Here is a 25,557-nt window from a genome sequence, read left to right as displayed (position 1 = left end):
GGTGCTTTACTGGATGGCGAGTTTCTTGCAACCGTCGGCGTAGCGGTCTACGCACAGCACGGCCGGTGTCTGGATCGGCTTGCCGCTGACCATCTTGTCGATGATTTCGGACTTCAGGTTCTCCGCGGTTACCACGGCAGGCGTGAAGAGTTGCGAAGGCGTGCCATACAGCGTCATCTCAGCCTTGGGGGTTTCGCCCGCCAGCAATTGCACCGCCACCTTGGCAGCCGCTGCAGCCACCACTTCGCTGGGCTTGGAGATGGTGTTGTACTGGTCACCCGCAATGATGAGCTGCAGTGCGGCAATGGTGGCGTCGTTGCCCGACACGGGGGGCACGGGGTTCACCCCTGCGGCCTTGAAGGCTGCAATCGCGCCGCCACCGGTGCCGTCGTTCGCGGCCACCACGCCGACAATCTTTTTGCCAAAGCGCGAGATCTGGCCTGCCGCCCACTGCTGGGCCTTGGCGGGCACCCAGTCAGGGGTGTCGTACTCGGCAAGGATCTTGTAGCCGCTGTTGTCCAGCCCGGCGTGGATGCCCTTCTTGATCAGGCCTGCGGCCGCGTCGGTGGGGGATCCGTTGATCTGCAACACACCGCCGTCTTCGGGCTTCACGCCCTTGGCCTTCAGGCGTGCCACCAGCGAGTCGGCAATCGCCTTGCCAATGCCTTCGTTGTTGAACGACACGTAGTAGTCAGCCTTGGCGGCAGGAATGGGGCGGTCATAGGCGATGACCTTGATGCCCTTGGCCTGTGCGGCCTTCACCAGCGAGGCGGCGGCGGTGGAGTCCACCGGGTCCAGCACGATGGCCTTGGCGCCCTGCGAGATCACCGAGTTGAATTGTTGCTGTTGGCGCGAGGCATCGCCGTCGGCATTCTGGTACAGCACTTCGCAAGCGGCGCAGAGCTTCTTCATCTCGGCGACGAAGCCGGGCTTGTCGTGCTCTTCGTAGCGGGTGGAAGACTGGTCGGGCATCAGGAACGCGATCTTGGCGGGCGTGATGGTTTGGGCGTACACGGCGCTGGCGCCTAGGACAACGGTGGTGAGCGCCGCGGCGCGGGTGAATTTCCAGTTACTTACTTGCATGGTCATCTCCGAATTTATTTAGTGTGTCAAAGCAATACAAAAACAGGCAGGGTAGGGCGTGGGTCTGGGTTGGGGTGCATTCTCCTCAGGATGGGGTCGAAGGGGTGGCGCGCAGGCGATGCATCGCTGGCTTGAGCGCGGGGTACAGGTCCACGTACTGGGCGAACAGGTCGTTGTAGGCAGCGTGGGCCTGTGGGTTGGGTGTGGTGCGGGGCACGGGGGTGACCCAGCCCTGGCGCACTGCGTCGGCGTTGATGAGCCCCGCGCCATAGGCGGCCAGCAAGGCGGCGCCCAGCGAGGCTTCCACGTCTTCGGCCAGCGTGAAGACCGGGCGGCCGGTCACATCGGCAATGATTTGCATCCAGAGGTCGGAGTGGCTGGCACCGCCCACCACCACCAGGCGCTCGTCCAACACACCGACGCCTTTGACACCGGCTTCGATGTTGTGGCGCAGCGCAAAGGTCACGCCCTCGAGCACCGCGCGGTACAGGTTGGGCCGGCCATGGTGCAGGCCCAGGCCGACGAACGCACCGCTGGCCTTGGCGTCCCACACGGGGCTGCGTTCGCCCATCAGATAGGGCAGGAACAACAGGCCGTCGCTACCGGGTGGCAGGGGCGCCGCGTCTTTTTCCAGCAGGCTGTGTGGATCCACACCCTGGGCCTTGCCGGCCGCAATCTCGGCCTGGCAAAAGGTCTCGCGGAACCAGGTGACCGAGGCCCCGGCGGCAATGGCGCCACCAAACACATACAGGTCATTTGCGCCGTTGAATACGTGCGGCATGCTGATCAGGCCGTGGCGCGCATCCACGCTGGGGCGGATGGTGCCCCAGCACATGCTGGTGCCGATCATGGCCACATGGTTGCCGGGCTGGGCGGCTCCCGCCGCCAGTGTGGCCACGGCAGCGTCCACACCCCCGGCGACGACCGGTGTGCCTGCCTGCAGCCCCAGGCGCGCGGCCCAGTGGGGCAGCAGCGGGCCCACCACGTCGCTGGACTCGACCAGGCGGTTGGGCATCATGTGGCGCGGAATGCCCAGCATCTGCAGGGCCTCGTCGGACCAGGTGCGGGCCGTCACGTCGTACACGCCACCGATGTTCCCGGCCGAGCTGTGGTCCACCGCCACGGCACCGGTCAGGCGCGCATTCACATAGCTGTTGGGCGGCAGGAACTGCTGGGTTTGTGCCCACACGGCAGGCTCGTTCTCGCGCAGCCACAGCATCTTGGTGTAGCCGTAGTAGCTGTCCACGCCGTTGCCGGTGATATCAAAGAGGCGTTCCAGGTCCACATGCTTGCGCACCCAGGCCACTTCGTCGTTGGCACGGCGGTCCATCCAGATCAGGCAGGGGTACAGGGCCTTACCCTGCGTGTCCACAGGGATGCCGCTGCCGCCATACAGGCTGCTCACGCATACAGATTTGATAGCAGCTGGCGCAATGCTGGTGCGGGCTAGCACCCCTTTTATGCATATTTCCACCGCGTCCAGCCACACATCAGGCCACTGTTGGGCCCACAGGGGCTTGGGGGTCTCCACCTGATAGGCGTGGGCGCATTGGGCCAGGATCTCGCCCGTGGTGCTGACCAGCACGGCCTTGGTGCTCTGGGTGCCGATGTCGACACCGATGACGTAGGCAGAAGTTGTCATGCTCACAGGTCCACGCTCAGCGGGAGGATGACCAGGTCGCGAATCACCACATTGCGCGGGCGCGTCAGCATGAACATCACCGAGTCGGCCACTTCCTTGGGCTGCATGAGGCTGCCGTTGGCCAGCGCTTCTTCCATCTTGGCCTTGGGCCAGTCGTCCAGCAGCGCGGTGACCACGGGGCCGGGGGCCACGGCGCCGATGCGCAGGCCGTGCGGTGCAATCTGGCGGCGCACCGTGTGCACAAAAGCCTGCACGGCGAATTTGGAGGCGGTGTAAATCGGCTCCCACACCACGGGCACGATGCCGGCGATGGAGCTGGTGACGATGATGTCGCCGGTGCGGCGTTCCTTCATGTGCGGCAGCACGGCCTGGATGGAGCGAAAGCAGGCGTTGATGTTTAGGTTGAGCATGCGGTCCCACTCATCGGGGTTGCCAGTGCTCACGTCGCCGCCGATGTAGGCGCCGGCATTGGCGTGGAAGATGTTTAACTGGCCAGCGCGCGCAAGAATGGCCGGCACCATGGTGGCCACGCTGGCGGGGTCCAGCAGATTGACCGTGAGCGGAATGGCACGCTCGCCCAGCTCGGCGCAGAGTGTGGCGAGCCGGTCGGTGGCGCGGTCCACCAGAAACACGGTGGCGCCTGCGTCCAGCATGGCGCGTGCGCATTCCAGGCCTATGCCCGAGGCGGCGCCCGTGACGGCGGCGACTTTGCCGTGTAGTGCGTGTGTTTCTGTGCGATCTGGTTTCATGGTGAGACAGTGGTTGAGAAAAATTCGGGCAAAGCGCTCCCCGGGGCTGCCAGCGGCAGCCAAATTTGGAGAGCAAGGTGGGTGGGGGCGGTGCCGGGGCGTTAGCCCATGGCCTCACAGTCGTCGTTCAGGCGGTAGTAGCGCCGAAAGCGCGACGGTGGCATGTTCTTCTGCGCCAGAAATTGGCGGTTGAAGTTGGAGACATTGTTGAACCCGCAGGCGTAGCAAACATCGGTGACCGGCGTGTCGCTGGAGATCAGCATCTCGCAGGCCTTGTTGATGCGCAGGCGGTTCAGGTATTGGATAAAGGGCACATCGGTGTGGCGGCGGAAAAAGCGCGAGAACGCACTGGGATCCATACCCGCGTAGCGCGCCAGGTCAGATTCACTGAGCTGCTCTTCCAGGTGTTCTGCGAGGTAGCTCAGCACCTGGTTGATGGTGGACGACTGGTAGCCCTGTGGGTCGGGTCGGAAAGTGGGCGTGGCCAGCAGTGTGCTGTCGTGCGCCGTGGCCAGCAACTCCAGCAGCGACAGGAACTTGTGCACGCGCTGAAAACCCTTGGCGTGCAGCAGTTCCTTGAGCACGGGCTCGGCCTTGGCGGAAGTGGCTTTGGAAAACAGGATGCCGCGTTGCGAATCAGCCAGCAGGCGCTCCAGTTGGCCTAGTTCCGGGAAGGCCTCGATACCACCCATGATGCTTTTGCCGGAGAACTGCAACACCACACAGCGCTCGGGCACAGGCTGGTTGTCCGGCACTTCGCTGATCCAGTTGTGCGGCACGTTGGGGCCCACCATGTAGAGCTGGCCGGGCTCGAAGGTGCCGGTGTGGTCGCCCACGTAAAAGCGGCCCGAGGTGTGGGTGACCAGGTTGAGCTCGTACTCGGGGTGGAAGTGCCAGCGCACCGTTTCATACGGGTAGCCGTGCGTCCAGACCTTGAAGGACTCTTGTTCCTGTATCCCAACCAGTTCCAGGTACGGTGCCATTGCCAGTCTCCGGTTCGTTGTTACTTGTGGCGATTCAATGCCCATAGCTTACGAACGGAAACCCGTCTCCACTACTGCGTAGTGGGCAATTGCCTGATACTTTTTTTGCTTATAGGGTAAACACTGAGTTTGTATCAGTACGCCACCCCGGGCGCTAGCGGATGCCGCATACGTAGCGGTGCGCCTCGCTCTCGGTGGCGCCAAACAACGAGTCGTAGACGCAGGGCAGAGGTGCGGGCCCTCATACTCGCCTAGCGAATCGATCCTAAATGTCTGCTATCCACCGATGAGTTTTTTTGGGGGGCGGCACCCCCCTCGGGTCAAGCCTCAACGCAATTCAACAGTCTGCCTGTGGGCCTCAGCAGTCAACGGCAATTTGTCCCAAAGTGGCCAGAGCGCGTTCGCTGCGGGCGTCCCAGAGATGCCCAAAGTTCAATCGCAAGCAGTTCTTGAATGCGTGTGTTGGTGAAAAAATGGGACCCGGTGCCACGCTGATGTCTCTCGCCAGCGCTTGCTCATGGACACGCATGGCATCGGTACCTTCTGGCAGTTCGACCCACAGAAAATAACCTCCTTGAGGTCGCGTCGCGCGTGTCCCCGGCGGAAAGTAGTGTCCTACGGCTTCGGAAAAAACCACCTGCTGGTCTGACAAAGTTTGCCGAAGCTTGCGCAGGTGTTTGTCATAGCCACCCTGGTCTAAGTAATTCGCAAGGCCGCGCTGCCCCGGTGCTGAGGTCGTCAACGTGGTGACGAGTTTGTTCTGGGCGACCTGCTTAACGTATTTGCCAGGTGCGGCCCAGCCAATGCGGTACCCCGGCGCCAGGCACTTGGAGAACGACGAGCAATGCATCACGATGCCTGCACTGTCAAACCCCTTGGCTGGCAACGGCCGCCTCTCGCCGAAATATAGCTCTGCATAGACATCGTCTTCGATCAGCGGCACGTCCAGTCGCGTCAGAAGCTCCACCAAAGCCCGCTTCTTGCCTTCTGGCATGAGGCTGCCCAGAGGATTCTGGAAATTCGGCATCATCCAGCAAGCGGCCGGTTTATGCAGCGCAATCGTTTCCTCCAACTTGGCCAGGTCCATTCCCTGAATAGGGCAGGTGGGTACTTGTACCGCTTTCAATCCTCGGAGTTCCAGCGCATGCAACGCCCCGTAGAACGTCGGGCACTCCACGACAACCGAGTCTCCGGGCCGAGTGACCGCAGACAAACACAAATTCAGCGCCTCAAGCGCACCGTTGGTGATGACAATCTCGTCCACGTGTACCTGCATTCCATCGGCAAGGTAGCGCAGCGCGATTTGGCGGCGTAGCTCCGGGCTGCCGGGTGTGAGGTAGTCGACCGTATTCCACGGGTCGAATGATTTGGCACTGTGCGCCATCGAGCGGCCCAAGCGCGCGAATGGAAACAGCAAAGGGCTAGGAAACGCCGATCCAAATGGGACGACATCGCGTGATTTGGTCGACTCAAGTATCGCAAACACTCTGGAAGAGACGTCCAACGTCAGGGGTTCACTGGGCGGTCGTGACACAGTATCCAGAAGCATCGGAACCGTACGGCCCGGCGTGCTAACGAAGTAACCCGAGCGTTCGCGTGCGCGAACGAACCCACGCGCCTCCAACAAGTAGTACGCCTGAAAGACCGTGGATTGACTCAGCCCCCGGCTGGCGCTGGTACTGCGCACGGAGGGCAAGCGATCACCATTGCGTAAGACACCATTGCGAATGGAATCTTCAAACTCCTCGGCAAGTGCTTCATAGCGCTTTAATGACACGTCTCCCTCCAATCCCATCGTCCAATACGCAGGCGTGGATCCCATTGAACGTCCTGGCAGGGGTTCTGTCAACGCGAAGTAGGTTCCCAGGGCGCCACAAGTGGGGCCCATCTGCTATGCAGAAATGAACGGGAACTGCATCTACCAATCTGCCGCTACCAGCACCATAGTACTCAGCATCCCCACCCCGCCTCCGCGGGCGGGTGTACTTTGGAGACTGTGTATGAACAAGCTAAAGATCGGGCCGCGGCTGGCACTGGCATTTGGGGTGGTCCTGCTGATTACGGCAACGATTGCATTCATCGGTGTTACCCGCCTGGGCGCGCTCAAGGACACGACTCAGTCCATTGCCAGCACGGAAATGGAGCGCAGTTCGTTGGCGCAAAGCTGGACCGCCTACATCAACTTGAATTGGGTCAGGACGACAGCTCTGCTGAAGTCTACCGACGCTGACTTCGCGGATGCACTCACAAAAGATATGGCGCAGACCTCCAAGCTGACCAACGAAACGCAAAAGAAATTGGATGCCCTGATGCAGGACGAAATTAGCCAAAAATTGATGAGCGAGGTGGCCTTGACGCGCTCAGCTTACCTGGAAGCACGCGCAGCGCTTCTGCAGAAAAAAGTCGGCGGAGCGGACATCTCCAGTGGGGTGGACCGCGATTTGCGTCCTTTGGCAGAGAGCTATTTGGGTGCGGTCGACAAGGTGGACAAACACACGGATGAATTGCTCAACAAGGTCCAGGCGGAGGCCGCAGAACTTACGACCCGCAGCCAGTGGGCGCTGTCGTTGGGCGCAATGCTGTCCATCGCGCTGGGCATGCTGCTGGCCTGGATTGCCACGCGTTCAGTCACCGGGCCGGTGCGTCAAGCCGTGCACTTTGCTCAGGCGATCAGCGATGGCAATCTTGCCGCCGATATCCAGGTCAAGGGCAATGACGAGGTCGCACAGCTCACGCGGGCGCTGGCGGTCATGCGAGAGAGACTCGCTTCGATAGTGGGCAATGTCCGTGAGGGCTCGGAAGCGCTTGCCACCGCCAGCAGCCAGATTGCGCAGGGCAACCACGACCTCTCTAGCAGAACCGAAAACCAGGCCAGCGCGCTACAACAAACCGCTGCCTCCATGGAGCAATTGGGCTCCGCGGTCCAGCAAAACGCCGACAGTGCGCGCCAGGCTAACCAGCTCCCATAGTCATCCAACTGCGGGCCAATCATGAGCAGCACCCGGAAAATGCTCTGTGCATATAGCCACACCCACTCTGGTTTGTTCTCTTCGTGGCGCAGCCGCAGAAGAATCGTGAGCGCCGCCAGACTATCTAAACTGGCCCTGCGCTCCAGTGCACCCAAGGTATGACGGCTGGCGCCCTCCGTGATCTGATTGAAGGGCCCCAACACCACAGTTTGAATTTCCCGATCCAGCTCGTATATCCACTGCCGAGCACTTTTCCTGATGGGACCCTTGGAGCGCAGCACCTTCCAGATGGGGTGATTCACCGCCCGGCCTGACCGGGGCACGACCTCCTCGGCAAGCTGAACCAGCGTGGCGTGCGGGACATGGTCACCCCTTTGGTAGCCCAGGAATTTGTTGTTTCTGATGTGCCGCCCATCCCTGCCGAGATCCAGTGTCTCGGGCGCGATGGCGCGCTGAATCTCCCGCGGTATTAGCGTTCCTCGGCGTAGGCCCAGCCAGTGGAACCAATAGATCGTGCGAGCAGCGTCCACATCGGAATCTCTTCTCGGTGCCCGGGGTTTTCTCATTTATTTTTTGTATAAAAGTGGCAATGAAGTCCATTGATTTCCATATAAATCAATGGCTTAAACTAATTTCAAGGCTCCGCAAAGAGCAACGTTAAGGCCCAAAGTATAGGTTTCGTCAAACGGCCATGATGGGTAGCATCAGCGCACCTGAACGTGACTGCATGTAACCCAGATATGTCTGAACCCCAACTTTTTGAGCCCATGGCCACCGTGCTTGAGTACGAGCTATCCAGTCGGCATGGGCCCATGATGACGGGGGAGCATTTGCGGGTCGCACTCGGCTATCCGTCCAAGGAGGCATTTCGCCAGGCGGTCGCACGCAAGACGACGCCCATCCCGATCTTCGGTATTGAAAAGCGGCGCGGCAAATTCGCCCTGACGAAGGATGTTGCCGCATGGCTTGCAGCGCAGCGTGCTCGCGCCGTTGCCCAACTCAGCCCACCTGCACAAGGAGGGCCTATGAACTAGCCACCTGCAGGGAGGCAGAAAAAAGGGCCTGTGAATGACAGTTCACAAGCCCTTGCAGATCCGATTTTGGGAACCGATCTTGGTCTGAGTATCTTCCTTCCCCCTTCCCGTGTCAACACCGAATCCGCCCGGGGGATGCTGCTCGCCGATGTAATGGCGCAGCGACTGTTCTTCAGGCGGTGAGCCCTGCTGTTTTCAAAAGGCAGAACCACCCATGACCAATAGGAGGATCGACATGCGGAAAATCCGCGATGCTCTGACCAACCACTTTGAACGAAGGTTCTCAAACAGGAAAATCGCCACGATTCTTGGAACCAACCACACGACCGTTGCCAAGTACCTGACGCGATTCCACGAGGCTGGCCTTTCATGGCCCTTGCCTGCAGAGATGGATGACGCCACTCTGGAAAGTCTGCTTTTTCTGAAGCCGATCCCCGTCGTGCCCATGGAGCCCGTCAAAAAGCTGATTGACTTCGCTGAAGTCCACGAGGAACTGAAAAAGAAAGGTGCCACGCGGCAAGCGTTGTACACCGAGTGGCTAGAACAGGCGTCCCCCCAGAATGCCATCAGCTACGCCCAGTTTTGTCGGGCCTATAACGCCTTCAAAAATTCGCTGCGCATTTCGTTGCGACAGACGGAAGTCTATGGAGAGAACACTTACGTCGACTACTCCGGGCAAACCATCAACATCACAGACCCGGATACCGGGGAGGTTCGGGCTGCACAGGTCTTCATTGGGGTGTTGGGTGGCTCTGGCTATACCTACTGCGAAGCAACCTGGACGCAGGGCTCGCGTGACTGGCTCAGTTCGCATGCGCGCATGTTTGAGTACTTCGGCGGTGTGTCGCTTGTCGTCGTGCCAGACAACCTCAAAGCGGCTGTCACCAAAGCCGACCGGTTGTTTCCAGTCATCAACGAATCTTACAAAGCGATGTGTCGCCACTACAGAGTCGTACCCTTTCCCGCGCGTGGCTACAGTCCGACAGACAAGGCACGTGCAGAGGGCGGGGTTTATCTGGCTCAGGTTTGGATTCTGTTCCGCTTGCGAAAACGCAAGTTTTTCACCCTGGAAGAGGCCAACAAGGAGATACGGGTGCTCCTGGAAAAGCTGAATCTCAAGCCTTTCCAGAAACTCAAAGGCTGTCGCCATTCACGCTGGTTGGAACATGAACTGCCTACGTTGCAGCCGCTGCCGATGGCGCCGTATGCGTTCGCTGAATGGGGCAAAGTGCGTGCCGGAATCGACTATCACGTGAACGTTGACGATCACTTCTACAGTGTTCCCTACCAACTGCGAGGGCAGGAGTTCGAATACCGGTTGACGGACAAGGCCGTGGAGCTGATCTCCAAGGGCAAGTCGATTGCAGTCCACCGGCGTAGCCGCCAAGCCGAGGGCGTCTCCACATGGGATGCGCATCGGCATCCTGCACACCAGGCCGTACAAGGCTGGACCGAATCGGCCGCACTCGCTTGGGCCGCAACGGTTGGGCCCAGTACCCAGGCGGTACTGCAGATCAAGCTTTCCCATACGCATGGCGAGACCATGGGGTATCGCATGACCCAGACCGTGAAGTCTCTGGCCAAGGCCCATGGTCCCGACCGCCTTGAGGAAGCCTGCACCTATGCGTTGGCCCACAAAATTTCCAAAGTGACGGATCTGCGCTCAGTCTTAGACAAACGCCTGGACAAGCTGCTCTCCCAAGACACCCCCGAGGTCGCATCGCCTGAGGTGGATCACGAAAACATCCGCGGCGCGGATTACTACGACCGCATTTTGAAAACAAAGAAGGAATCCCAATCATGATGAACAACGTCACCATCGACAAACTGCAATCCCTCAAACTGTTCGGCATGGCCGACGAGCTGGAGCGCCAACTGACAACACCCACGGCCCATGAACTCGCGTTCGAGCACCGGGTGCGCAGCATGGTGGACCATGAAATCACGCTGCGCGACGATAAGCGGCTGAAGCTTTTGCTCAAAAAGGCATGCCTGCCTGCGAATGCGAGCATTGAGGACGTGGACTACCGGGCACCGCGCGGCCTGGACAAGGCCGAGTTCCAGACCTTGTGCTCATTGGATTGGGTCCGGAGCCAACACAGCCTGGTGATTACCGGTCCGACCGGCACCGGTAAGTCTTGGCTGGCCAGTGCACTTGCCAATCAGGCCTGCCGACAGGGGCTGTCCTGCCACTTCGTCCGTGTCCCCATGTTGATGGAAAACCTGTTGGCGGCCAGGGCCACCACCACCTTCAACCAGAAACTGGCCAATCTCAAGAAGTTCGATCTGCTAATTCTGGATGACTGGGGGATCGAGGTGTTTAACAAGCGCTCACAGAACGATTTGCTGGAGTTGATCGACAACGAAATCGGCAATCGCTCGGTTTTGTTCACTAGCCAATTCCCTCTGAACATCTGGCACGACGCGTTTGACAACAAGACGGTGGCAGACGCCCTGATGGATCGCATCATCCATGGGTCGTACCACATGCAACTGTCCGGCGAGTCGTTGCGAAAGTCCAGGAGTCCAAATGTAAAGGGGGCGCGATCTGCGGCGAAGCAGCCCACCACTTGAGGCTCCCAGTTGGGACTAAAATTGCGCACAAGACCGTTCGAGAGCAAGTGAAATACGAACGTGCTGCCTGGAGCAATTCAGGTCTTGCGGTTAGCAAGGGGCAACAGAAACTCGCAAGGTGAACCGCAGTGTTTGCCAAGATAAGGTCCTACGGGGCCTTTTTCTTTTGCGGGCGAGGTTTGTTTCCATCGCCAGAGCCGCTGTTAACAGGAATTTTTCAGAATGAAGCAGCGAGGGCATGGGGCGTTGATGTAGCAGTGTGGATTCAGTCCAAAGGGTAGGGACGCTCATCCGCTTGGCATTTGACATCCGCTGGTCACGCTTTCAATTCATTTAGCGGATAAAATTTTCTGTAATGCTGCAAAGGACCCGTGCCTACTTCCTCTTGGCTGTAATTGTTTTGCAGACCTTGGCCATGCTCAGTTCGCTGAGCGTGATGCAGCGCGCTGGTGAATTGGACCATCAGATATTCCATAGCCAAGTGGCCCAGCAGCATCACCACCACGACGATCAAACCTTGCATGTTGAGCCAGGTGAGCCAGCAACCCAGCATCTGCATGCGGACACTGGCATGGTAATGAACGCATTGTTGAGCGCCGCGTCACCGGTACTGAGCTGTCCCCCTTCCGTCTCCCCTCGGGATACCGAGTGCGGCATTTGGATCCCCCCCGTTCTTGAAGGTCCGTTGCGGCCGCCTAAGCACCACGCTTAAAACCTCCGCCCCACTTCGCTAGGGGCGACTTTCCTGACGTTCGCTGGACGACAACCGCTTTGGCTTGTCATGTTGGCCATGCCCTGCTGTAACTCGCCAGAGGCATTGCCGCTTTACGGCTCCCGCGTGGATCTTTCCATTTGCAATTTTTTGCTTTTTTCTCATGAACCCAGGGTTCTCGCTAGGAAACTCATATGTTTGTAATCATCGGCTGGCTCGTCGTTTTGGGCTGCGTGTTCGGCGTGTTCATCGTGCACGGCGGCAATATTGGAGTGGTCTTGAAAGCACTTCCCTTCGAAATGCTGACCATCGGTGGCGCCACCTTGGGCGCGTTCCTGGCCAACAACCAGATGAAAGTGATCAAGTCCACCATGAAGGGCCTGGGCGCCTGCTTCAAAGGTAGCAAGTACACCAAGGCGCGCTATATGGAACTCATGGCCTTGCTGTTCGACATCCTCCAGAAAGCCCGTAAGGAGGGGCTGATGGCCATCGAGAAAGATGTGGAAGAGCCGGAGCAGTCCGAGATCTTTAAAAAGTATCCCTCAGTCGGCTCGGACCACCATGTCGTGGAGTTCATCACGGACTACCTGCGCATGATGGTTTCGGGAAACCTCAATGCCCATGAGATTGAGACCATCATGGAGGGGGCGATCGAGACCCACCACGTCGAAGAACATGCCGCAGTGGCCGCGTTACAGCGGATCGCCGGTGGCTTGCCAGCCTTTGGCATTGTGGCCGCAGTGCTGGGCGTGGTGAACACCATGGGGTCCGTGGGACAGCCGCCAGCAGTCCTTGGCGGAATGATCGGCTCAGCCCTGGTCGGAACCTTCCTGGGAATTCTGCTGGCCTACGCCTTTGCCGAACCCCTGGCAGGCCTGCTGGAGCAAAAAGTCGAGGAAGCTGGCAAGGAATTGCAATGCATCAAGACAGTGCTGTTGGCCAGCATGCAGGGCTACAACCCGGCTACCGCCATTGAGTTTGGCCGGCAAATTTTGTTCTCCACCGAGCGCCCATCCTTTAGCGAGCTCGAAGCCCACGTCAAGAAAAAGTAGTCCTACCGGTCTGCGCAGCAAGCGCGTGACCTGTCTCCCACCATCCATATCAACCCTTTAAGTATTAGATGAAAAAATTACTATCCGGCCGTCTCTTCGCCATGTTGCTGATGGCAGTACCAATTTTGGCCATGGCACACGGCATCTCAGAAGCGGACAAACAGAGCATGCTCAACGGGGGCTACCTCCGCTATATCGGGCTGGGTGCCAGCCACATGCTCACGGGTTACGACCATCTGTTGTTCCTGTTTGGTGTGGTGTTCTTTTTGACGACCTTCAGGGACGTAGCGAAGTTCGTGACCGTCTTCACGCTGGGGCACTGCATCACCTTGATCTTTGCCACCTACTACAAGATCACTTGGAACTACTACTTGGTAGACGCCATCATCGCCGTCAGTGTGATCTACAAGGGTTTCGACAACAACGGTGGCTTCCAACGTGTCTTTGACATGCGGTCGCCCAACCTGTTGGCGGCAGTTTTTGGCTTCGGACTGTTGCATGGTTTCGGTTTGTCAACACGTCTTCAGCAGTTGCCGCTGGGTGACGACAGCACCAGCATGCTGCTGCGCATCCTGAGCTTCAATGTGGGCGTAGAGGTCGGCCAGATTGCAGCTTTGGCCGTGATGGTCGGTCTGCTGGCGTTTTGGCGGAACAGGCCTTCTTTCAAGCGGTTCAGCTTTGCCGCCAATCTGGCATTGGTTTACGCCGGTGTGTATTTGCTGTTCATGCAGCTACATGGCTACCAGCACGATGCTAATCCTGAGAGCTTCCGCTTTCCCGTGCAGGAACACAAGCACATCCATGAAGACATGGATATCGACAAGACGGTCGACCCCAGTCGAAACAATCTTTGACCTTTTCTATTCTCCCGTTCCCTTTTTTAACCCCAAGGAAATCACCGTGAAAAAACTTATTTCTCTCTGCGCTTTGACCACTGCCATGTTCTCGGCACCCGCTGCTTTCGCAAGTGGCGGTGGCGACTGCCACTTCCATGGCTACACCCCAGCCAAAGAAGCCGTGGTGGTGGGATGTGCCAAGGAGCAAATCAACGCGTTGGTCGCCAGTGCCAAAATTGAAATGTCGTGGAAATCTGCCCAGCTGGAAAAAGCGGAAACCGTGGAAGGCAAGAGCATGAAAGAGTGGAAACTGACCTTCAAGAATCCCTCAGCCCTGGAAGCCAACAAGAAGACCCTCTACATGTTCTACACGTTGACTGGCAACTTCATTGCGGCCAACTTCACCGGTCAGTAATTCAGTCTGCCTCTTAGCCGGCTAACACCGCACCTACTGGTGTTGGCTGGCTATCGACGAACCATCAATGCTCGTGGCGGTGATGGATATCCGGGAAATGTGGATGGCTGTGACGGATGGTGACGTGCTTGTGAGGATGCACATGCTTGCCCTCGCCACTCCATTCAAAGTCATGGGCGTGCTGGTGATGCTCGTCGTGACTATGTGGGTGCTCATGCTCAGTGGGTTCGTGCACGTGGTCATGCGCGTGGGTCTCGGTTAAATGCAGCCAGACTCCCACGCCCATCAGTAATGCGGCAAACCAAAACGCAACACTGGTCGACTCGCCGAAAACCAATAGCGCAATGGCTGCACCAATGAAGGGGGCGGTCGAAAAATACGCCCCTGTCCGCGCTGTACCCAATCCCCGTAGTGCAAGGACAAACATCACCAGACTGAATCCGTAGCCCAGCAAGCCTACAGTCATCGTACCTGCGATAGAAATAAGACCCGGCGACTTGGCGCCCAAAACGATGGCAATGCCCGTATTGACCAGCCCGGCCATCAATCCTTTGCTGCCCGCAATAAACAGCGCATCCGAGGCAGAGACCTTGCGGGTCAGGTTGTTGTCAATGGCCCAGCACAGGCAGGCGAGCCCGACCAAAACCGGCCCCATCCAACCGCTTGAACTGGTGTTTTGTCCTGGCCAGGACAGCACCACACCACCCGCAACTATGACGGCCATGCCCAACACAATGCGCTTGTCGGCGTTTTCCTTGAATACCACCCAGGCAATGACTGCGGTGAGAACAGCCTCCAGGTTCAGCAGCAGAGAGGCACTGGATCCGCTGGTGGACGTCAATCCAAACATCAAGGCAACTGGCCCTAGCACTCCGCCAAACAGGATGGCGCCAAGCAGCCATGGCCATTCCCCGCTGGGTAATCCAGATGCCTGCCAGCCGCGATCTCGCACCAGCCTGATCAAAGTCAAACCAATGCCGCTACCGAGGTAGAGCAGCCCAGCGAGCAAGACCGGAGGCATGTCACCCGCCAGCAGTTTGGCAAACGGTGTGCTGGCACCGAACAACGCGGCGGCCACCAGGGCATAAAGGACATTGCGATTCATGCGGTTGAGTATTTTGGATTGATCTTGCCAGCTGACTCAGAACAACGCGTGCAATCCTTCATAGCCCACATAGAGGCCCACTAGCAAGATAAGGGCGCTGGAAAAATAAGGCGCCTTGCGCGCAAACTCGCCAAATCCGCTCCAGCGTGATGAGACGTGCCGCACACTCCACGCCGCTACGACGCCGGAAAAGACCATCGTCAAAGCCAAACCGATGCTGAAGCACAAGACCAAAGCAGCCCCCAAGGTGAACTCCTTGAGTTGGAGGCAGAGTAGCAGCACAGTGATAGAGGCCGGGCAAGGGATCAGTCCCCCTGTCAGCCCAAACATCACGATCTGACCGGTGGTGACTTCGCGGTTGGAGAAGCGGCGGCGGATGTCATTGGCATGGGCGCGTTCATGCGCATCCTGGTAGTCGGGAGAGGAAACATCCAGTCCCGTATCGGTTCCCGCAGCATGGTGGTGTGCATGCTCAACGTACTCCAGATCGTAGTCATGGATATGGTTGACGTGCCCCAGGCTCAGGCGTGCCGTGAATTCATGTGGCTCCGGAATGTCTTGCGCGGATTCCAAAAAACCATCCCGTTGCTCGAAAGTAAATATCTGGCGGCTTTTGTCAGCACGGGTGGTTTCGATGCGAACCTGAGCTGCGGGCCATACGGTCGCGTGTAAGCCCTCCGAGTACAAACGGAAGCGCGGTTGGACACCGTCTTCAAAAACCTCCAACCGGACCATGCCGTGACCGGTGTCAATATGCTTGGTCTCTTCTTCGTGATGGTCGTGGTCGGCTTGCGCTCGTGCCGCCTTTTGCTCCTGGTAGGTGCGCCACACCATCCACAACGCCACCCCGATGATGAGTACCGCGGATGCCACTTGCAAATAAGGCTCGCTGGTTTCGGCGCTCCAGCGTTGGCCGAAGTACATCCCACCCAAAGCCACAATCCAGACCACCGCTGTGTGCGACACGGTGGTGGACAGACCTAGCAATACGGCCTGGGTCACTGTTCCCCGTATCGCGACGATGAAGGCCGCCATCATGGTTTTGGAGTGGCCCGGCTCAAGGCCGTGCAGGGCTCCGAGAAGAATGGCGCTGGGGATAAACAGCCAGGCGTTGGACGCCCCTTGTTGAATCAGAGTGGAAAAATCAGTCATCAAGCGGTCCTACAGGTATTTGGTAATGGCTTTGAATTCGCGGATCGCGTCTTGGGCGCTGTGGCTGTCGCCACCCACCGCATGCTCCAGGCAGTGATCAATGTGATCTCGCACCAGTGTCTTTTTGGCATTGGCAATGGCGCTCTCAACGGCCTGCAGCTGCTGGGCGACATCAAGACAAGCCTTGCCTTCTTCCAGCATGGCCACGACGCTGTTCAGATGTCCTGCTGCACGCCTAAGGCGTTTGATGACATCGGGGTGGGAGGTATGGGTAGACATGGCACGATTATATCCTCCCCCCTAGGATGTAGCTTGAGTCAAAAATGCCGTGCCGGACATTGAGAACGGCCTATGGAGTTAGCATTCCTGACCTTGAGGCGATCCTGTCAAACCTTATTGGATGAGGTGCAAACAAGCCTTAAACATCACCCACAACTCATTGGTGGATTTGAAATGCGAATCGCCGGTGTTTTTGCTGTGCGAATGCCTGGTGTTTTTGAGATGCGAATCGCTGGTGGAGTTGGTGCGAATACTCAGTCACAGAACAAAACTTCTGCAAAGCGCCAGCCAAGTCAAAAGGCTAAGAGCTAAAAAGTCTGCTCCTCGCGCCGCCACAGTCATGGGAAACAGAAAAAAGTGGTCGAAGCTCTGAAGACAAACCAAGGAAAATTGGTCGGCCCACTTGGCCGTTTGACGGCAACTAATTCAAGTCGCATAGCCAGGTTCAGCGAGCAGTCAAGTTACGGTCCTACGCAGTTGCGTACTTTTGCTTAAATACCTCGATGAAATCTTCATCAAGGCAAAGGCATTTTGGAGTTAGCTTCTTAGCGATTGGTGTACCTGGGGTCTCTGGAAAGCTGTTCAGCAGATCAATCTGGGTGATCGTGTGTCTCAATGGGACTGGGCGAGCGAGTTCCGCCGCCAAAAGTAATCCGGACAAGGCAGATTGGAACCCCATGGGCACTTCAGCCTTAACTTGTAAAGCTGCATGGTGGAACTCCATTACCCCGCCGCCGCATACTCCTTCAACATACAGTTCTCTCAACGGCCTGTTCTCGAACGGAAGCACTTTATCCACCGCAATGCAAGCTGCCGTAGCGATTCGCTCTAAAAAAGCGCGATCGGTCGGGACTGTTAGCTGAAGCCTACGTCGAACCTCCCTTACTGTTGGCTCGTCTTCACCGAGTTTCAGCGCTCTCGCCACAAGCAGGTCTTCGTTTGGAGCTAATCCCGAGGGGATATACAAGCAAGCTAGACACGCCTGTTCACTTAAAAACCAGTGCCTTGAGACGCCGGCTTCTCCTCGTTGTGTCCATCCATTGAATATGACTTTTGGCAAACTGGCTTGAATTTGAATTCGAGCCTCGGCCGAATCGACTGCGCTCAACACAGTATCGACTTTGTGCTCCTGTACCAAAGCAATATGACTTTCCCAGTCTTTCACATGCGGCACTACTTGTAGTCGACTCTTAGAAGACTTAAGCCAATCCATCGCGAGCAGGGCTTTGTCTTTCATCCGATCTCGTTCAGCAAGCATGACATATCGTTGCAAATTGCTGTCAGTGACTTTTTCGTGGTCGACCACGTGCAAGGTCCCCGTGCATGGCATTCGGGACAAAGCCCACAGTGCGCCATTGCCAATGGCCCCGGCTCCGACGAGATGGACATCGTCCAATCTCACTATTTTTAGTTGCGGGTTCGGACTACTACCTGTTGTAGGTCGAAGGTCTAGCAACGAAGTCGAGAGCTCGACATCCAGTTCGGGCTTGCCAAGCTCCTTTGCGAATACTGCCCTGAAGACGTTCGCCACAGCAATACATGCAGCTGCACCGGCACCCAAAGGATTGCTGCTTACACCTGAGCCTACTGGCTTTGACATGGATAGCTTTGCAAACCAATTGTCGGAGCCGATGTACCAGGTGTGAGCCTTGGCCTTTTTGTTGAGAGGAAACTTACTATTTCCCAAGACCAACAGCTTTGTCGCGTCGCGAATATCTATGGAGATATCAATTTTCGGGTTGATGCTGCGGGCCAACTGATGAAGCCGTTTCAAGTATGTCGTCTTCGTCCCGGGTTTACCAGCTATGACTACGCTTGGGTAAAGTCTGGCTATCAGGCGTAACGTCATATCAAGTGCCGCTTGACCTTCTTTGCTGGACTCTATTGAAGCATCAAAGGCAAGCCCTATGACTTCTTGCTCAAGCTTGGTGCCAAGCATGCTCGCATCGAAGCCTTGAATGAGAGCTGCAGCTGCCTGCGCATTTCGTTCGAAATAGGAAGCGAATGCCATCAAATCACCACAATTCGGTTGGGAGACTGAGACTCGTCCACCTCATTCCAGCTTCCGTTTCCCGCAAGCCTGTATACCGCGCATTGAGAAAGCGCGTAGTTCACAACTGCGAAATTGGGAACTACGATCGAGAAACTGCCGGTGGTGGTAGCGATTGCATATTGGTCATCAGTTGAAGAGTGATAGGCCTCCGTCGGATGTGTGTGTACTTGGGCTACCAAAGTCAATGAGTTCCGATACAGATACATGTTCAACTGTTGAAGCTCGACTGCTTCGACAATGGCGCACAAACCATCGGGCGTACTTAGTCCTTTCTGTTTAGGCGCGATCAGTTCCGTGACCGTAAAAGCATTGTCGTCTTGGGTGCCGATCCATAACACCATGCCCTCCAGCCGCATACGCCCAGCGGACCTCATAAACTCATAGCCGTCTACCAGAACCTGCATGGGAACGCGCAACAAGGCTACATCCGCCAATTCGCTCATGTTTGCTCCTGAGGAGGCTCTGCCTGTATACCGGCGACATCAAACCGCATTTGGAAATTCAGTTGTCTCATTGGCTCAGTTCCATAGCGGGCGAGCATATCCAATAGCCTGAGAATGCCTCCAGCCCCTTTACTTCTGTGCAGCCACCAAGAGTCCCCAGTGTGGCCTGGGTTCCGGTGGTATTCCAAAACGCCTTGCAAACATACAAATGGACGGTCGTCCTCCGGCCATGCTTGAAGCAAGTCGTCTTGTTGCTGGACGACACCTTGCATCGGCAGAACACCCGGTCCGCCACCCACCATCATCATCTGTTGCGGAATGCCTGAGAGCACGCGAAGTCGTGAAAGCCCCGTGGGAATTTCACTCCGCTTCAGCAACTGTTTCGTAAATGGATTTACAAAGCGAACGGATGGCGGTTCAACATCGTAATTGCTGAGATCAAACAGAACGCCATATGGTGCGATAGGAAACGGCTTGACTTTGGTCGCCACGAACGCGACCAAAAGTTGGGGAAATTCGTATTGCAATACCCAAATGCCGCGTGCGCGAAAGTGCTCCTGGCGTTCAAAGTAACCAGCGATTTCGCGTTCGACTTTGCGTCGAACGACGGTCGGGTCCGCGTACATGGCGGTAGTCAGCCAACCACGCCGGCACTTAGATTCAAGAAAATCTCTTCGTTGTGCTGGAAACCAAAGCTGCCGACTGTATGAGTTTTGTCCAATGGCTGACCTGCCGAGTTCGAGAATAACCAGCGATCCGGATCCGATTTGTCGGCGACCTTGGCCTTGTCCAATGCCGGTTCCACCAGTGAGCCAAGCAGCGCCTCTGGAGGTGCCTTGATAGAAACTGCTTTGCCGTTCACAACGATTTTCAGATGAACGTCTTTATCTTCCTTCGCCATATGCTCTCCCTATATTGCACAAATCTATGTAAATCCGCACACCTATTCTTCATGATGGATTGTGCGTAGCGTGGTCATGCTAACTTGTGTGATGCACCCTGTAAAGGCTGATCAGGCCGGATTTCCGCGAAGGCAGCGAGATCGTGATGTCAAGAATGCACTTTCTAGACCGACCTGACAAATGGAAATGGTGACCCCTCTGCATACCAAGCGAGTATGGCTCTCAGCACCTTTCGTCCCGTGACCTCCAAGCTAAGCTCATCCCATGGGAATGGAAGAAAATAGTTGTGAAAGTCGCCATCAGGACCTTCAACTGCGAGGGGAATGGCTTTGATTCCTATGCCCTCGACAAGCTCACTGATTCTGCGAAAGTTCGTTCTTGTCGTATTGATGAAAACCGCCTCACGATCCTGCAGCGCAGAGCAGATCGCATTGAGATCAACAGGGTCTTCGTGAAAACTGACGTACAAAATCTCACCAACCTTTCCAGAGTCCTACTAACCCGTTAAGGTACTCGCGGCACTTAACACCATTCCGGTTGACCATCGTGTCCTCATAGTGGGCTCCGAACAGAAAGTCCGGGGCGTTGTATAGCAGCCTCTCCAGGTAGTACGAAGGCGCGTCAACGGCCTCTAGATCGATGACCTGAATACGCGGTTAGATCACAATTTCATTTTCAACCTTGGATCTCCACACTGAATAGTCAGATGGCAGGGTGGACTGTAGTTCCAGCGCAATTCTGCATACCAGCATGTCCAACTCATCCGACATTTGAGCTACCGCCGTGATGTCTGCTGCCGACTGGACGATTTTTCGACTTCCATCCGCAGTATCCAGAGCTCTCAACTTCGCTTCGTTATTTGCCAGCGACATGAACCACTCCTGCAGCGAAGACACAATTTTTCCTTGTGAGTAAATCTGGTGGAGAAGGCTGGAATCAGGCATCGCATAGACAAGCGACATGATGTTGAAACTGGACAGCGCAATGGACGTATCGGAGTCCTCTCTCATGTTTTTAAGCAAGCGGATCGCCTTCTTGCATCCGCTGGCAGTACGTCCGTCCTTCGCATTGATGAGGGCTCTTACCTTGAACGGGTAGTTGGTGATGGTTGCATGGGTTTTTTTGTCGTAAATTTTTACGCCTCTGTCGTCATTATTTTGAGTTGATTGATACTGGGCAGTTTCGTACAACACTGAGGGCACAACATCAATCTCTCTTAGGAGTGATCCCTCCGAAACCGTGATGCACTTTGCGCCGGAATCATCGACTTTCGCAGCAGGGAAAGATGCTTGAATTACCTTGACGCACTGAGACCGCAATGCGGGGATTTCAGATTCAGCAGTATTCGGGCTGTAGGTATATGTGGATGCCGTGACCCCAAAGCGATCATAGATACAGAAACCAATTGGCCACACCAGCATATCCACATCGCTTACCCGCCTGAGGTGGACATTCAAAGGCAATGAGCCCTGCAGTGCAACGGTCACGGCCTTGCCATGCTTCAAAAGCCCTGAATCAAGCTGCTTCGCAACTCTTTCAGCCTCACGGTAGCTGATATCTGTGTATTGCTTATCAACCTCCTGCATAGATACCAACGCATACTGGAAGCTCTTTGACTTGGTTTTGCCGCCATAGCCCTTGACTACGGTGTCCCACAACGAACTGTCCTGTGCAAACAAGACAGATTCACTAAGACTCGTTGTTCCGCTGTTGTTGCGTCGAGCATTAACTCTGCCGATGAGTTTCGAATAATCAGTTGCCACGTGTCTTCCTCGTCAGCTTCATGCAACCTCCGGTATAGCGGCCGCCACCATTGAAATAGGTAGCCTCGGCAGATTCGCCATCGGCCGTAATGTGCCACTCGGCATATCCGTAGTGGGCTTTCAGTTCGGGTTCATTAGGGCGCGGCTCGTTGCGGTAGCTATACATGAGGATGTAGCCGACGTCTTCCTCCACCACGATGGAGGCGGCAACGCTGTGTGAGCGTGAAGTGCTCGTCTGGGAGTAGACCCTGAGCTTTTCCCAGCCTTGCGAAATAGTGACTTCAGAAGTCCAGTTGTGCAGCACAGCACCCGTAGCAGGATCAATGGTTTCGCCAGCACAGTCCCATTTGCCACGCAGATCCGGAATGCCCAATAGCGCATGGATCAGCCAAGTGCGCCATGCCCATTTGTCAAAGGCCAGATGACCCAGGCTGTAGAAAATCGCCGCCGTAAGTGGAAGGGCCCAGAACGCACGCGATTGCAGAAAACCCCAGTCTTGGGCCCAAGCAATCAAGGTGGCGATCAGTACAGCTAGGCCTGAGCTGACCAGTCCTGCCGCTATGCCAAGGAAGCGGCCAACTGTTGCCCGGCTATGCCCAATAACTGCGTATTCGTGGTTGGAAGCCAATGTCACCCCTAGTGTTGTGGTTACGCCTTCTGATGCAGCACTTCTACTTGTTACCAAATGCAAGCTTACTTAAGAGATTTCAAGGGCGAAAACAAAGAAAAGTTACGGGGCAGGGGGCCAAGTTTCCGATTCGCAAAGCGAGCGTTTAGAGGTTTTTTCTGATCGTGAAGCTCTAATCTGGCCAGTGTTTGAAGTCTGTGCGTGTGGCACTGCCCAGTTCTTCACCAGATTGGATACAAAGTGGCCGGAAGATCACCAAGAGTCCGTTTTCCGAGCAGGAATTTTGATTCCTGAAGGCGTGACGACCTTTGTCGACCACAGGTGTCAGGCGATGACCGTCATTTCGCCATGATCGGTTCGTTGGAGGTGACATGGTTATCGCCACACCAAGTTGCTGGTCATACCCTGTGCAGTCGGCCATGGATGGCAGGGTGGTCTGGAAAACTGCCTCAAGGGTAGACAAGGGCATCATCGCAATTCTTGCGGTTACAGATTTGCTTCAAAAGTGGTTACAGATTTGCTTCAACGGATGCTTGCGGACGTTTGCGGCCACGACACCAACGGCCTTCACGGCAGCGCGCAATTGAGCATCGGTGCATTTGAACTCTGCACACCAATATCTCAATTCCCAGGGTTCGTTTACGTTCACGCGGTCGCGGTCTGGTGGACCACGTTTGCTCAAATCGTCAGCCATAGCATCTCCTTGGTTTAGTTTCCGTGAGTGTGACTTCGCTCAATCGACACGTATTTTTGCGGCAGATACTGGCCTTTGGATATCCCCCAAACGGGTGAATTTGCAGACAGTCATCCGTTCAATTTACCGACCAGATTCACCCGTTTGGGGGATATGCAGACCCGCACTGGCACGTCAGACTTGCCGAAAGCAATATGAACAGCCACATAGATGGATGACCGCTCGACTGAGCCCACGCAGACCGTGGGAGTGTTTTGGTGAGACTCCCATGAAAAAACTCGTGTTATTTGCGCTCCTGATCATGTCCAGCCTCGCATTTGCGCACTCTGGTGGGATCGACAAAGACGGCTGTCACAACGATCGAAAGGCGGGAACCCGGCACTGTCATTGAACCCTCTGGTGTGTTCTGAGGTGTTGATCGGTAGGCCTCGCTGCCATCGCTTGCGGCCAACTGGGGGTTGTGCACCCAACAGCAGAAAAACTCAAAAACACTACAGGTAGTGTCTTGTCGAATTCCGATACACCATATACAGTGTTGTTCTGGTTTCTCACGCAATAGAAAAGGGGTTTATATATGGCAACCAATTCAAAGCAAACGTCACCATCCGTGGCGTCCCTTGCAGGCAAGACGCTACAAAGCGGCAATGCGTCCCAAGTGCAAAAGCAACTTGCCGGCTCCGCGTTGGCTCAAGCACACACCGGTAAGCAAACCGGCGCAGCTATTGAAGCTACTGCGTCAAAGGCCTTGCGTAGTAACTCCGCCAGTGCCACCACCCAGAAACTCGCCGGCTCCGTTGTTTCTCAGTCCAACCGTAAGCGCTAAAACAGGGAACGCCGCTCTGTGTCATTCAGCTACAACGGCTACACCGTAGCGGACATTGAAGTTACTGGTGCTTTTGGCCGTGCAGGAGTTGGCGCTTCCTTGCTGTGTTTGTCTATTGCCTTTCATATCCCTGAAACTGCCCTGGCGGCGGTGAGGATGCGTAATTTCCAGTTGCGGATCAATGTAGAAGGCGATGCCGGTAAGGCTCCCTCGTTTCTGGGCTTTGCTGAACCTGAAGTTCCCCTGGAGTTGGCAACCAAGAGCGGCCAAAACCCAAGGCGCCTGATCTTTGAACTCCCGCTCGCGGAAGGCCAGTTGTTTGCATTGGAAAAGTTTCGCGGTGGAAGCGACCTCCACCTGAAACTACGCTTCACAGCCTTGGCAGATGGCCCCAATGGGGTATGGCCTCAGCAAGACGAAATCAGTCATCGACTCAATCTGAGTGAATGGTCAAAGGTTTTGAAGGAGCTGCAGGGACAAGAGTACATGGTCATCGGCATTCCCCTGCCAAAGAGTGCACAAGACCATGTACTTGTGGAAGCCATCGGCCGGATACGCCGGGCCCATGCCCACCTGGTGGATGGACGGTTCGATGCAGTGGTTTCAGAGTGTCGTTTGGCCATCGAAAGCGCCGCGCTGGCCACCGGTGAAAAGCTAGCGATTGATGCGACTGCACAGAAATTGAAGTCTGCCAAACGAGATATGTCAAAACTTGAAAGAGAGTTTTCTCTGATGGAGGCCGTCCGGCACTACACACAACTTGCCCATCACGTTGATGATCGTGGTGCTGCGGAATACTACAGCCGAGACGACGCAAATATGCTTCTCGCAACGGCGGCGGCACTGGTTTCTTCCTCTCTGGCCCGGCAGTCCAGCGTTGTTTAGGTTCGTGTCGAACATTTCACTTATTGAGTGATCGCAGCGTTCTCATGGAGTTGTACGAGTTCAAACAAAGGCCAAAGAATGAAACGCGACATGGATTTGATCCGGGAACTACTGTTGAAGCTTGAAGCACTCCCCATTCGACAAGGCGGCGTTGTCCACATTACGTTGGATGAGAACGATCCTGATGATGATTTGCGAGTTGAGGGTTTTACGATTGATCAGATCGAATATCACCTGAATCTCATTGACGAGGCTGGCTTGATCGTAGGTGGGGGCAACAGGCCCATGAGTGGGATTCTTTTCAGATCCCTGTCCTGGGAGGGCCACGACTTTCTGGACTCAATCCGTGACCCAGAGGTTTGGAGAAAAACCAGGAATGGCGTAAAGGAAGTTGGTGGGTTTACGTTTGAGCTCGTCAAAGACTTGGCCAAAGGCTTCGTCAAAAAACAAATCGAAGACAAGACTGGAATCAAGCTATAGGCGTCGCCGACGAGGCACGTTTAGACGAATCTGCGCCCGAACCGCTAGTTTGATCAGCCTATTGCCCGGTTCGCATGTGAAACGAAGAAGATTTCGCTGTCGGGCTGGTGAAGCATATGAGTGCCGCCCAGATTTGGAAGCAATTGCGTGCCGGAGTGCCACGGTTTGGGGTGCAAGGACACTCTACGCGAAGACATTCCACATTGGGGTATGCAAGTCCGATACAGTTTATGGAAGCTTTGAATGGACTGCCCCCTGTCCGGCGGCAAACCAGAACACTGAATTTGACGCGGACGACAAC

At 56.1% G+C, this 25,557-nt stretch carries 29 protein-coding genes; 13 read left to right on the top strand and 16 right to left on the bottom strand.

What is annotated here, in order from left to right:
• Window positions 1-6: 6 nt before the first annotated feature.
• The 5 genes from AC097R_RS17735 to AC097R_RS17715 all read right to left on the bottom strand — a co-directional run bounded on the left by AC097R_RS17735 (window position 7) and on the right by AC097R_RS17715 (window position 6,234).
• Complete coding sequence (locus tag AC097R_RS17735) at window positions 7-1,083, bottom strand: ABC transporter substrate-binding protein (protein WP_479599512.1); 1,077 nt, start codon at window positions 1,081-1,083, stop codon at window positions 7-9.
• Between the two features lie 85 nt (window positions 1,084-1,168).
• Window positions 1,169-2,725 carry an FGGY-family carbohydrate kinase gene (locus AC097R_RS17730; protein WP_479599511.1) on the bottom strand — a complete coding sequence of 519 codons (1,557 nt, stop codon included), beginning with the start codon at window positions 2,723-2,725 and terminating at the stop codon, window positions 1,169-1,171.
• A 2-nt stretch (window positions 2,726-2,727) separates the two neighbouring features.
• A complete protein-coding gene (locus AC097R_RS17725; protein ID WP_479599510.1) occupies window positions 2,728-3,474 on the bottom strand; it encodes an SDR family oxidoreductase in 747 nt (248 codons plus the stop codon).
• Window positions 3,475-3,575: 101 nt separating this feature from the next.
• Complete coding sequence (locus tag AC097R_RS17720) at window positions 3,576-4,457, bottom strand: helix-turn-helix domain-containing protein (protein ID WP_479599509.1); 882 nt, start codon at window positions 4,455-4,457, stop codon at window positions 3,576-3,578.
• A gap of 358 nt (window positions 4,458-4,815) precedes the next feature.
• The gene (locus AC097R_RS17715; RefSeq protein ID WP_479599508.1) at window positions 4,816-6,234 is read right to left on the bottom strand and encodes an aminotransferase-like domain-containing protein; all 1,419 of its coding nucleotides are present in this window, start codon (window positions 6,232-6,234) and stop codon (window positions 4,816-4,818) included.
• 223 nt (window positions 6,235-6,457) lie between these two features.
• Between AC097R_RS17715 and AC097R_RS17710 the strand changes: the two genes are divergently transcribed.
• The 4 genes from AC097R_RS17710 to istB all read left to right on the top strand — a co-directional run bounded on the left by AC097R_RS17710 (window position 6,458) and on the right by istB (window position 11,034).
• Window positions 6,458-7,426, top strand: a complete 969-nt coding sequence (locus AC097R_RS17710; RefSeq protein ID WP_479599507.1) for an MCP four helix bundle domain-containing protein — start codon at window positions 6,458-6,460, stop codon at window positions 7,424-7,426.
• Between the two features lie 767 nt (window positions 7,427-8,193).
• Window positions 8,194-8,460, top strand: coding sequence for a hypothetical protein (locus tag AC097R_RS17705; protein WP_479599506.1), 267 nt, complete (start codon window positions 8,194-8,196; stop codon window positions 8,458-8,460).
• A gap of 235 nt (window positions 8,461-8,695) precedes the next feature.
• Window positions 8,696-10,264, top strand: a complete 1,569-nt coding sequence (gene istA / locus AC097R_RS17700; RefSeq protein WP_479599505.1) for an IS21 family transposase — start codon at window positions 8,696-8,698, stop codon at window positions 10,262-10,264.
• Complete coding sequence (gene istB / locus AC097R_RS17695) at window positions 10,261-11,034, top strand: IS21-like element helper ATPase IstB (protein ID WP_479599504.1); 774 nt, start codon at window positions 10,261-10,263, stop codon at window positions 11,032-11,034. Before istA ends, istB begins: the two co-directional genes overlap by 4 nt.
• 316 nt (window positions 11,035-11,350) lie before the next feature.
• On the opposite strand, the gene AC097R_RS17690 is transcribed toward istB, so the two are convergent.
• A complete protein-coding gene (locus tag AC097R_RS17690; protein WP_479599503.1) occupies window positions 11,351-11,593 on the bottom strand; it encodes a hypothetical protein in 243 nt (80 codons plus the stop codon).
• Window positions 11,594-11,940: 347 nt separating this feature from the next.
• On the opposite strand from AC097R_RS17690, the gene motA reads away from it, so the two are divergent.
• The 3 genes from motA to AC097R_RS17675 all read left to right on the top strand — a co-directional run bounded on the left by motA (window position 11,941) and on the right by AC097R_RS17675 (window position 14,049).
• Complete coding sequence (gene motA, locus AC097R_RS17685) at window positions 11,941-12,798, top strand: flagellar motor stator protein MotA (RefSeq protein WP_479599502.1); 858 nt, start codon at window positions 11,941-11,943, stop codon at window positions 12,796-12,798.
• A 68-nt stretch (window positions 12,799-12,866) separates the two neighbouring features.
• Window positions 12,867-13,652, top strand: coding sequence for a HupE/UreJ family protein (locus AC097R_RS17680; protein ID WP_479599501.1), 786 nt, complete (start codon window positions 12,867-12,869; stop codon window positions 13,650-13,652).
• Window positions 13,653-13,698: 46 nt separating this feature from the next.
• On the top strand, window positions 13,699-14,049 hold the full coding sequence (locus AC097R_RS17675) for a DUF6488 family protein (RefSeq protein ID WP_479599500.1): 351 nt from the start codon (window positions 13,699-13,701) through the stop codon (window positions 14,047-14,049).
• A gap of 64 nt (window positions 14,050-14,113) precedes the next feature.
• Here AC097R_RS17675 and AC097R_RS17670 read toward each other — a convergent pair whose 3' ends face one another.
• Genes AC097R_RS17670 through AC097R_RS17660 form a run of 3 tightly spaced genes read right to left on the bottom strand, consistent with a single transcriptional unit; the run spans window position 14,114 to window position 16,585 of the window.
• Complete coding sequence (locus AC097R_RS17670) at window positions 14,114-15,154, bottom strand: DMT family transporter (protein ID WP_479599499.1); 1,041 nt, start codon at window positions 15,152-15,154, stop codon at window positions 14,114-14,116.
• 36 nt (window positions 15,155-15,190) lie between these two features.
• Window positions 15,191-16,306 carry a nickel/cobalt efflux protein RcnA gene (locus AC097R_RS17665; RefSeq protein ID WP_479599498.1) on the bottom strand — a complete coding sequence of 372 codons (1,116 nt, stop codon included), beginning with the start codon at window positions 16,304-16,306 and terminating at the stop codon, window positions 15,191-15,193.
• 9 nt (window positions 16,307-16,315) lie between these two features.
• Window positions 16,316-16,585 (bottom strand): metal-sensing transcriptional repressor, encoded by a 270-nt coding sequence (locus AC097R_RS17660; RefSeq protein ID WP_479599497.1) that lies wholly within the window; start codon window positions 16,583-16,585, stop codon window positions 16,316-16,318.
• A 72-nt stretch (window positions 16,586-16,657) separates the two neighbouring features.
• Here AC097R_RS17660 and AC097R_RS17655 point away from each other — a divergent pair, with 72 nt between their 5' ends.
• Entirely contained in the window at window positions 16,658-16,897 is a 240-nt protein-coding gene (locus AC097R_RS17655) for a hypothetical protein (protein WP_479599496.1), read from the top strand.
• Window positions 16,898-17,054: 157 nt separating this feature from the next.
• Here AC097R_RS17655 and AC097R_RS17650 read toward each other — a convergent pair whose 3' ends face one another.
• From AC097R_RS17650 to AC097R_RS17635, 4 genes are read right to left on the bottom strand one after another with little or no spacing between them, the layout of a single operon-like run.
• Window positions 17,055-18,596, bottom strand: a complete 1,542-nt coding sequence (locus tag AC097R_RS17650; protein ID WP_479599495.1) for an E2 ligase fold family C protein — start codon at window positions 18,594-18,596, stop codon at window positions 17,055-17,057.
• Entirely contained in the window at window positions 18,596-19,081 is a 486-nt protein-coding gene (locus AC097R_RS17645) for a Mov34/MPN/PAD-1 family protein (protein ID WP_479599494.1), read from the bottom strand. The genes AC097R_RS17650 and AC097R_RS17645 overlap by 1 nt, the downstream gene beginning before the upstream one ends.
• Entirely contained in the window at window positions 19,078-19,707 is a 630-nt protein-coding gene (locus AC097R_RS17640) for a putative metal-binding protein (RefSeq protein ID WP_479599493.1), read from the bottom strand. Before AC097R_RS17640 ends, AC097R_RS17645 begins: the two co-directional genes overlap by 4 nt.
• An 8-nt stretch (window positions 19,708-19,715) precedes the next feature.
• Window positions 19,716-19,982, bottom strand: a complete 267-nt coding sequence (locus AC097R_RS17635; RefSeq protein ID WP_479599492.1) for a DUF2604 domain-containing protein — start codon at window positions 19,980-19,982, stop codon at window positions 19,716-19,718.
• 287 nt (window positions 19,983-20,269) lie between these two features.
• On the opposite strand from AC097R_RS17635, the gene AC097R_RS17630 reads away from it, so the two are divergent.
• Complete coding sequence (locus tag AC097R_RS17630) at window positions 20,270-20,491, top strand: hypothetical protein (RefSeq protein ID WP_479599491.1); 222 nt, start codon at window positions 20,270-20,272, stop codon at window positions 20,489-20,491.
• A 148-nt stretch (window positions 20,492-20,639) separates the two neighbouring features.
• Here AC097R_RS17630 and AC097R_RS17625 read toward each other — a convergent pair whose 3' ends face one another.
• From AC097R_RS17625 to AC097R_RS17615, 3 genes are all read right to left on the bottom strand, one after another.
• Complete coding sequence (locus AC097R_RS17625) at window positions 20,640-21,746, bottom strand: nucleotidyltransferase-like protein (protein ID WP_479599490.1); 1,107 nt, start codon at window positions 21,744-21,746, stop codon at window positions 20,640-20,642.
• Entirely contained in the window at window positions 21,736-22,380 is a 645-nt protein-coding gene (locus AC097R_RS17620) for a Cap15 family cyclic dinucleotide receptor domain-containing protein (RefSeq protein WP_479599489.1), read from the bottom strand. The genes AC097R_RS17625 and AC097R_RS17620 overlap by 11 nt, the downstream gene beginning before the upstream one ends.
• A 493-nt stretch (window positions 22,381-22,873) precedes the next feature.
• Window positions 22,874-23,068, bottom strand: coding sequence for a DUF3606 domain-containing protein (locus AC097R_RS17615; protein ID WP_479599488.1), 195 nt, complete (start codon window positions 23,066-23,068; stop codon window positions 22,874-22,876).
• A gap of 268 nt (window positions 23,069-23,336) precedes the next feature.
• Here AC097R_RS17615 and AC097R_RS17610 point away from each other — a divergent pair, with 268 nt between their 5' ends.
• The 4 genes from AC097R_RS17610 (at window position 23,337) to AC097R_RS17595 (ending at window position 25,256) form a co-directional block, all read left to right on the top strand.
• Window positions 23,337-23,459 carry a YHYH domain-containing protein gene (locus tag AC097R_RS17610; protein ID WP_479599487.1) on the top strand — a complete coding sequence of 41 codons (123 nt, stop codon included), beginning with the start codon at window positions 23,337-23,339 and terminating at the stop codon, window positions 23,457-23,459.
• 183 nt (window positions 23,460-23,642) lie between these two features.
• A complete protein-coding gene (locus tag AC097R_RS17605; protein ID WP_479599486.1) occupies window positions 23,643-23,891 on the top strand; it encodes a hypothetical protein in 249 nt (82 codons plus the stop codon).
• An 18-nt stretch (window positions 23,892-23,909) separates the two neighbouring features.
• Window positions 23,910-24,776: a hypothetical protein gene (locus tag AC097R_RS17600; RefSeq protein ID WP_479599485.1), complete on the top strand. Its 867-nt coding sequence runs from the start codon at window positions 23,910-23,912 to the stop codon at window positions 24,774-24,776.
• 78 nt (window positions 24,777-24,854) lie between these two features.
• Window positions 24,855-25,256, top strand: coding sequence for a DUF2513 domain-containing protein (locus AC097R_RS17595; protein ID WP_479599484.1), 402 nt, complete (start codon window positions 24,855-24,857; stop codon window positions 25,254-25,256).
• Window positions 25,257-25,557 lie beyond the last annotated feature (301 nt).

The sequence above is a fragment of the Rhodoferax sp. ZS1R25 genome (assembly GCF_056521335.1).
The sequence above is the reverse complement of the archived record's forward strand: the minus strand, read 5'-3'. Positions and strand labels throughout refer to the sequence as shown.